Here is a 7,839-nt window from a genome sequence, read left to right as displayed (position 1 = left end):
GAAGAAGGCCGCTGCCAAGCGCACCCCGGCCGCCAAGCGCCCGCGCGTGGTCATCATTGGCTGTGGCTTCGGAGGGCTGGAAGCCGCCAAGGCGCTGTCGGGGGCCAACGTCGAGATCGTGGTCATCGACCGCACCAACCACCATCTCTTTCAGCCCCTGCTTTACCAGGTGGCCACGGCCGGCCTGCCTGCGCCAGCGATCGCGGGCCCCATCCGCCACATCCTGCGCAAGCAGATCGCCCGCGGCAACCTCACGGTGCTGATGGGCGAGGTCACCGCCATCGACACGGCCTCGCACTGCGTGGTGCTCGATGGTGGCGAGCACCTGCATTACGACCAGCTGATCGTGGCCGCGGGCGCCACCCACAGCTACTTTGGTCGCGACGACTGGGCCAAGTACGCACCGGGCCTCAAGACCCTGGGGGACGCCTTCACCATTCGCCGCCGCGTGCTCACCGCCTTCGAACAGGCCGAGCGTGAAACCGATCCCGCCGCACGCGAACCCTGGCTGACCTTTGCGGTGGTGGGCGCAGGCCCCACCGGCGTGGAGATGGCCGGCACCCTGGCCGAGATCGCCCAGCAGACGCTGAGCGCCGAGTTCCGCCGCATCGATTCGCGGGTGGCGCGGGTGATCCTGATCGAGGGCGCGCCACGCGTGCTGGGCGCCTTCACCGAAGACCTCTCGCAGCGCGCCAAAGAGCAACTGGAGGGGCTGGGCGCCGAGGTGCTGGCGGGCGCCAAGGTCACCAACATCACGGCCTTTGGCGTGCACTACGAACTGAACGACAAGCAGGCCGATGGCAGCAGCCAGGTGACCTCCCACTTCCTGCCCACGCGCACCGTGGTGTGGGCGGCCGGTGTGGCCGCCTCCCCGCTGGGGCGTTCGCTGGCCAAGGCCACGGGATGCCAGCTCGACCGCGCCGGCCGTGTGATCGTGGAGCCCGACCTGACCGTGCCCGGCCACCCCAACATCCACGTGGTGGGGGACCTGGCCTGCGCCAGGAGCTACCTCAACCCCGACCAACCCACCCCCGTGCCTGGTGTGAGCCCTGGCGCCAAGCAGATGGGGCGCAAGGCGGCCAGCAACATCATGCGGCGCCTGCGAGGGCTGGAGCCCCAGGCCTTCCGCTACTTTGATTACGGCTCGCTGGCCACCATCGGCAAGCGCGCGGCGGTGGCCATGATCGACCTGCCTTACCTGAACAAGCGCGTGAAGTTCAGCGGCTTCCCGGCCTGGCTGTTCTGGCTGTTCGTGCACGTCTACTTCCTGATCGGCTTTCGCAACCGCACGGTGGTGCTGATGGACTGGGCCTGGGCCTACTTCACCTCGCAACGCCACGCCCGCGTCTTCCCCGATCCGCACGCGCTGGAGCCCAATGCCATGCTGGTGCGCGTGGCACCTCCTCCTGTGCCGCCGGTGAGCGTGGGGGCCGTCATCCAGCCCAGCCCGGAGCCCGGCCGGACCGAAGCCAACGGCCAGACCACGCAGCCCCGTCACGCCTGATTCGGTGGCAACATGGTGGCATCTTGAGCTGATGCCACCCCTGTGGCCGCCCCACCGTGAACGCACCCGACGCTGCCGTCCTTTCGTCGCCCATCCCTGCCCGCCTGGCTGCGCTGCGCACCCGCCTGGCCAGCCAGTGCTGGCAGGCCGCACTGCTGCCCAGCAGCGACCCGCACCTGTCTGAATACCTGCCCGAACACTGGCAGGGGCGACAGTGGCTGAGCGGCTTCACGGGCTCGTCGGGCACGCTGCTGGTGTCGGCGAGCAAGGCAGCCCTGTTCACCGACAGCCGCTATTGGGAACAGGCCGAAGCCGAGCTGGCCGGCACTGGCGTCGACCTGGTCAAACTCGATGGCCCGGTCGTACCCGCCTGTGTGCAGTGGCTGCAGCAACTGAACCTGGGTGCGGCCCCGAGCGGAAGCGCCCAGCCCCACCGCCTTGCCGTGGATGGCGCCGTGCTGGGCCTGGCCCAGACACAACAATTGCGCGAGGCCTTGCAGGCCCAGGGCTGGCAACTGCACACGGCCGACGACGTGCTCGATGGCATCTGGCCGGATCGCCCCCCCCTGCCCCAGGCGCCGGTGTACGAACACGCCCTTCCCCATGCGGCGACCCCGCGTGCCGCCAAGCTGGCCGCCCTGCGCGAGGCCATGAAAGCGAAGGGTGCCAACCAGCACTGGATCGCCACCCTGGACGACCTGGCCTGGGTGCTGAACCTGCGCGGTGCCGATGTGGACTACAACCCCGTGTTCCTGGGCCACCTGCTGGTGGGGCTGGACGAGGCCACACTTTTTGTTGGCGAGGGCAAGGTCGACGCCGCACTGCGGGCCACGCTCCAGGCCGATGGCATCACGGTGAAACCGTACGGGGAGGCCCTGCCCAGCCTGCGCGCTCTGCCCGCGTCCAGCGCCTTGCTGATCGACCCCAAGCGCGTGACCTGGGGCCTGCGCGAGGCCGTGCCAGAGGGTGTGACCGTGGTCGAGGCCATGAACCCCACGACTTTGGCCAAATCGCGCAAAACGGAGGCCGAAGCGGTCTTCATCCGCGAGGCCATGGAACGCGACGGCGCCGCCATGTGCGCCTTCTACGCCTGGTTCGAGCAGGCCCTGGGACGCGAGCACATCAGCGAGCTCACCGTGGACGAGCGCCTGAGTGCCGAGCGCGCCAAACAGCCAGGCTATGTCTCGCTGAGCTTTCCGACCATCGCCGGCTTCAACGCCAACGGGGCCTTGCCGCATTACCGGGCCACACCCGAGGCCTACGCGGTGCTGAGCACACCCCAGGGTCTGAGCGCCGAAGGCCTCCTGCTGATCGACTCGGGCGCCCAGTACCTGGGCGGCACGACCGACATCACCCGGGTCTGGCCCATCGGCACGCCCAGCGCCGCACAAAAGCGCGACTACACGTTGGTGCTCAAGGGTACGCTGGGGCTGTCGCGCGCGCGCTTCCCTCTGGGCACGCTGGCGCCCATGCTGGACGCCCTGGCCCGCGCGCCGCTGTGGGCCGAGGGCATCGACTTCGGGCACGGCACCGGGCACGGCGTGGGCTACTTCCTCAACGTGCACGAGGGGCCGCAGAGCATCTCCAAGGCCGTGCCGAATGCCGACATGGCGATGCAGCCCGGCATGATCACCTCCATCGAGCCGGGCCTGTACCGGCCGCAGCAATGGGGCATCCGCATCGAAAACCTGGTGTTGAACGTGCCTGTGGCGTCCAGCCACCCGCATGCCGTGCCGGGCGAACCGGAGCATGGCAGCTACCTCGCCTTCGAGACGCTGACGCTCTGCCCCATCGACACCCGTTGCATCGACCTGACCCTGATGCGCCCGGACGAGATCGCCTGGCTTAACGCCTACCACGCCGAGGTGCTGCGCCGCCTGCGCCCCCTGGTGAGCGGCGATGCACTGGACTGGCTGGTGGCGCGCACCCAGCCGATCTGATTCAGCACCAGCCTGGTGCCATACCGGGCTGAATCCGATCAAACCGCTTGGTATGCCCCTTGCATGCCATTTGCGATGAGAGGGACGACACTGCGTCGTTTCTTCGAATAGGTGGCTAGGGTTCCGGTCCTGTTGAGCAGGATGTCTGGTCCGAGAGCTGCCGGCCCCGGTCGGCCCTTTACCGACCTTGGCTCCACGGCGGGACAAAAGCCCGGGAGGTTCGCTTCGATGTGACGAAGTGTCCTCTCGCGTGCGTTTGTTTCTTCCCGCCAGGAGCCTGTCCATGCCCTCTTCGCTTGCGCCCCAGCCCGCCTCGCCTGCCACGGCAGCCGAGGACCGCGTGCTGACCGCCGACTTCCCGCCCCCGAAAGCGCCCTCCAAACCTGCGCCGCTGTGGGCCATCCGCCAGGACATCCCCCTGAGCCTGTACTGGGGCCTGGCGGTGCTGGGCCTGCTGTTGCCCCTGCTGCTGTGGGGCCTGGCCGCCGCCGGCGAGGTCGACCCGGTGTTCCTGCCCAGCCCGGCCCAGGTGCTGGAGCGCATGAAAGCCTGGTGGGACGAAGAACTGCTGACCGACATGGGCATCAGCACCATGCGCGTGGTGGTGGGCTGGGCGGCCTCGGCCCTGCTGGCCCTGCCCCTGGGGCTGATGATCGGCAGCTGGCGCAGTGTGCAGGCCCTGCTCGAGCCACTGACCGACTTCATCCGCTACATGCCGGCCGTGGCCTTCATCCCGCTGGTGATGGTGTGGGTGGGCATCGACGAAGGGGCCAAGATCGCGATCATCTTCATCGGCACCTTCTTCCAGATGGTCCTGATGGTGGCCGAAGACGTGCGCCGCGTGCCCATGGCACAGATCGAGGCCGCCCAGACCATGGGCGCCACGCGCAGGGAAGTGCTGGAGAAGGTGATCATCCCTTCGGCCAAGCCCGCGCTGCTCGACACCCTGCGCGTCACCATGGGCTGGGCCTGGACCTACCTGGTTGTGGCCGAGCTGGTGGCCGCCAACTCCGGCCTGGGCTACGCCATCCTCAAGGCACAGCGCTTCCTGCAGACCGACAAGATCTTCGCCGGCATCCTGCTGATCGGCCTGATCGGCCTGGTGATCGACCAGCTTTTCCGCTTTGCGCACCGCAAGGCCTTCCCCTGGCTGCACGTGCGGCACTGAGGGTGCGGCACTGAGCGCCAGTTCGCACGCCCGTCTGTGTGCACGCCTGCCCTGACATCGCATCCAAAGGAAGCCTTCATGACCACACCCTCCCTCGGCATCCATTGCCAGGGTCTCTACAAGACCTACCCCGGTGCCAGCGCACCGGCCCTCAACAACGTGAACCTCACCATCGAACCCAATGAGTTCGTGGTGTTCGTGGGCGCATCGGGCTGCGGCAAATCGACCCTGCTGCGCACCATCGCGGGCCTGGAGGGCTTTGACCAGGGCACGCTCACGGCGGGCGGGCAGCCCATCACGGGCCCCAGCCTGGACCGCGCCATGGTCTTCCAGCACTACAGCCTCTACCCCTGGCTCACGGTGCTGGACAACATCAAGTTCTGCCGACAGCTGGCCGCCCACACCGATGGCCGCACCAGCGGCGACGTGGCCGATGCCGAGGGCCGCGCCGACGCACTCTTGCGCCTGATGGGCCTCACCCACGTGGCCCGTCACTACCCGAGCCAGCTTTCGGGCGGCATGCAGCAGCGGGTCGCCATCGCACGCGCCCTGATGAGCCGCCCACCCATCATCCTCATGGACGAGCCATTCGGCGCCCTCGATGCCCAGACCCGCGAGGTCATGCACGACCTGATCAAGCACGTGCACCGACTGGAGCGCAGCACCATCGTGTTCGTCACGCACGATGTGGAAGAAGCCATCTACCTCGGCGACCGCGTGGTGCTGATGGCCCCGCGCCCCGGCCGCATCGACTCGGTGCACACCGTGCCCCTGCCCGGCCAACGTACGCAGGACATGAAGCTCAGCCCCGAGTTCCTGGGCCTCAAGCGCACCCTGCTCGACCGCATCAGAGAGACCTCGGGCATGAAGACCGACCTCGACCTGCTGGACAAGCTCAGCCGCTCGTCCGACCTCTTTCAAGCGTGAACCGCCGCTGCCTCCTGCCAGACCTTCACAAGGCCCAGCCATGACCACCTCCATCGACCACACCCAGGACAACCCACCCGCCAGCAACCCGGTGGACGCCTTCCCTCACTGGCAACGCTTTGCCCCCGACCTGCCCGCCGAGCGCGTGATGTGGTCGGAGCTGGTGCCAGGTGGCGCGCACTGGTCCTGCGTGATGCCACGCGGCAGCCGCCTGCGCATGGTGGCGCTCGAAGCCGGCGCCAACCTGAGCATGGTGCTCTACCACGCCCGCGAAAAGCTCGAGCGCTACAACATGCCCGACTCGCTCAAGGCCCAGCACACCGCCCACTACACCCGGGGCCACACCTTGATGAGCGACATGGGCCGCTCGCTGGCCAGCATCACGCACGACACCCTGGGCTGGCATGACCCCCTGGGCGCCCTGCTCGATGCCGAACGCCTGCAGGCCAAGTACGGCGACCGCCCCTTCCACACCCACCGCAACGGCATGTACCGCAGCGGCAAGGACGGCCTGCTGATCGAGATCGGCAAGTACGGCCTGAGCCGCCGCGACCTCATCGCCCCGGTCAACTTCTTCAGCAAGGTGACGGTGGACACCGAAGGCCGCTTCCAGTTCGCCCCCGATCACGCCCCGGCCGGTGCCGTGGTGGAGCTGCGCTTCGACATGGACACCCTGATCGCCTTCTCGACCGCGCCCCACCCGCTCGACCCCTCGCCCACTTACGCACCCAAGAAGGTGGGCCTGGCCGCGTGGAAATCGGGCCCGGCTCCGGCCGACGACTTCAACCGCGCCTTCCGCCCGGAATGCGCCCGCGCGCTGCACAACGCCGACATGTCCTACCTCTGAGCCGAGGCGCCACACCATGCACACCGACACCCCCTCCTCTTCCGCATCGGCTTCGTCTGCCGCCGCCATCCGCATCCAGGAAAGCAGACTGAACCCGGCCGATGCCGTGCTTGACCACACCCTGCCCTCGGGTGAGCCTTACCTCCAGGTCATCAAGCGGGGCCAGACCCTGCGCATCGTCGACCTGGAGGGCAACCAGGCCGTCGACGTGATCTTCTACAACGCCAACGACCCGGCCGAGCACTACAGCGCCACCGACACCATGCTGGCCCAGGGCGGCATCTACCTCACCACCGGCTCGGTGCTGCTCAGCAGCGAAGGCCAGCCCATGCTCACCATCGTGGCCGACACCTGTGGACGCCACGACACCCTGGGCGGCGCCTGCGCGGCCGAGAGCAACACCGTGCGCTACGCCCTGCAGAAGAAGTTCATGCACAGCTGCCGCGACAACTACCTGATCGCGCTGCAACACGCCGACATCGGCCTGGGCAAACGCGACCTGGTGCCCAACATCAACTTCTTCATGAACGTGCCGGTCACACCAGAAGGCGAGCTGACCTTTGCAGACGGTGTGTCGGGTCCAGGCAAGTACGTGGAGCTGCGCGCCGAGATGGACATCCTGATGCTCGTGTCCAACTGCCCCCAGCTGAACAACCCCTGCAACGCCTACAACCCCACGCCCGCGCAATTCCTGATCTGGGACTGAGGCCCACCACCATGTTCGACACCGTCCTGATCGCGAACCGCGGCGCCATCGCCTGCCGCATCATCCGCACCCTGCACGCCATGGGGCTGAAGGCCGTGGCCGTCTACTCCGAGGCCGATGCCGACGCCCGACACGTGGCCCTGGCCGATGCCAGTGTGTGCATCGGGCCCGCGCCCGCCGCACAGAGCTACCTCGACACCGAACGCATCCTGGCCGCGGCCAAGGCCACTGGCGCTGGCGCCATCCACCCCGGTTACGGCTTCCTCTCGGAGAACCCGGGCTTTGCCCAGGCCTGCGAAGACGCCGGCATCGCCTTCATCGGCCCCAGCCCCGATCAGATGCGCGCCTTTGGCCTCAAGCACACGGCCCGCGCCCTGGCCGAGGCCCACCAGGTGCCCCTGCTGCCCGGCAGCGGCCTGCTGGCCGACGCGACCGAGGCCCGCCAGGAGGCCCTGCGCATCGGCTACCCGGTGATGCTCAAGAGCACCGCGGGCGGTGGCGGCATCGGCATGCGCCTGGTGCGCAACGAGGCCGAGCTGGACGCCGCCTGGGAGGCCGTGAGCCGCCTGGCCAGCGCCAACTTCAAGGACGCCGGGCTCTTTCTGGAGAAGTTCGTCGAGCGGGCGCGCCACATCGAGGTGCAGCTCTTTGGTGACGGACGTGGTCAGGTCGTGGCCCTGGGCGAGCGCGACTGCTCGGCCCAGCGCCGCAACCAGAAGGTGATCGAAGAAACCCCCGCCCCCCACC

7 protein-coding genes and 1 riboswitch are annotated in these 7,839 nt (G+C 68.2%); all 7 genes read left to right on the top strand.

Annotated elements, in window-relative coordinates; all coding sequences use genetic code 11:
- Positions 1-1,504 (top strand): NAD(P)/FAD-dependent oxidoreductase (locus tag QZ994_RS17410; protein WP_290874632.1); only part of this gene is annotated, 1,504 nt, incomplete at its 5' end.
- A gap of 56 nt (positions 1,505-1,560) precedes the next feature.
- On the top strand, positions 1,561-3,444 hold the full coding sequence (locus QZ994_RS17405; RefSeq protein WP_290874629.1) for an aminopeptidase P family protein: 1,884 nt from the start codon (positions 1,561-1,563) through the stop codon (positions 3,442-3,444).
- Positions 3,445-3,548: 104 nt separating this feature from the next.
- A riboswitch (guanidine-I (ykkC/yxkD leader) is annotated at positions 3,549-3,664 on the top strand.
- 63 nt (positions 3,665-3,727) lie between these two features.
- Complete coding sequence (locus tag QZ994_RS17400) at positions 3,728-4,612, top strand: ABC transporter permease (RefSeq protein ID WP_290874626.1); 885 nt, start codon at positions 3,728-3,730, stop codon at positions 4,610-4,612.
- Between the two features lie 78 nt (positions 4,613-4,690).
- Positions 4,691-5,539, top strand: a complete 849-nt coding sequence (locus tag QZ994_RS17395) for an ABC transporter ATP-binding protein (RefSeq protein ID WP_290874623.1) — start codon at positions 4,691-4,693, stop codon at positions 5,537-5,539.
- Between the two features lie 40 nt (positions 5,540-5,579).
- Complete coding sequence (locus QZ994_RS17390) at positions 5,580-6,386, top strand: urea amidolyase associated protein UAAP1 (RefSeq protein ID WP_290874620.1); 807 nt, start codon at positions 5,580-5,582, stop codon at positions 6,384-6,386.
- A gap of 67 nt (positions 6,387-6,453) precedes the next feature.
- The gene (locus QZ994_RS17385) at positions 6,454-7,092 is read left to right on the top strand and encodes an urea amidolyase associated protein UAAP2 (RefSeq protein WP_290874635.1); all 639 of its coding nucleotides are present in this window, start codon (positions 6,454-6,456) and stop codon (positions 7,090-7,092) included.
- 11 nt (positions 7,093-7,103) lie between these two features.
- Positions 7,104-7,839 (top strand): biotin carboxylase N-terminal domain-containing protein (locus QZ994_RS17380; RefSeq protein WP_290874617.1); only part of this gene is annotated, 736 nt, incomplete at its 3' end.

This window comes from Aquabacterium sp. (assembly GCF_021768455.1).
Classification (GTDB): domain Bacteria; phylum Pseudomonadota; class Gammaproteobacteria; order Burkholderiales; family Burkholderiaceae_C; genus Aquabacterium.
The sequence above is the reverse complement of the archived record's forward strand: the minus strand, read 5'-3'. Positions and strand labels throughout refer to the sequence as shown.

Coding starts and splice junctions, on each gene's coding strand:
- QZ994_RS17390 (WP_290874620.1), top strand. CDS start 5,580: ATGACCACCTCCATCGACCACACCCAGGACAACCCACCCGCCAGCAAC.
- QZ994_RS17400 (WP_290874626.1), top strand. CDS start 3,728: ATGCCCTCTTCGCTTGCGCCCCAGCCCGCCTCGCCTGCCACGGCAGCC.
- QZ994_RS17395 (WP_290874623.1), top strand. CDS start 4,691: ATGACCACACCCTCCCTCGGCATCCATTGCCAGGGTCTCTACAAGACC.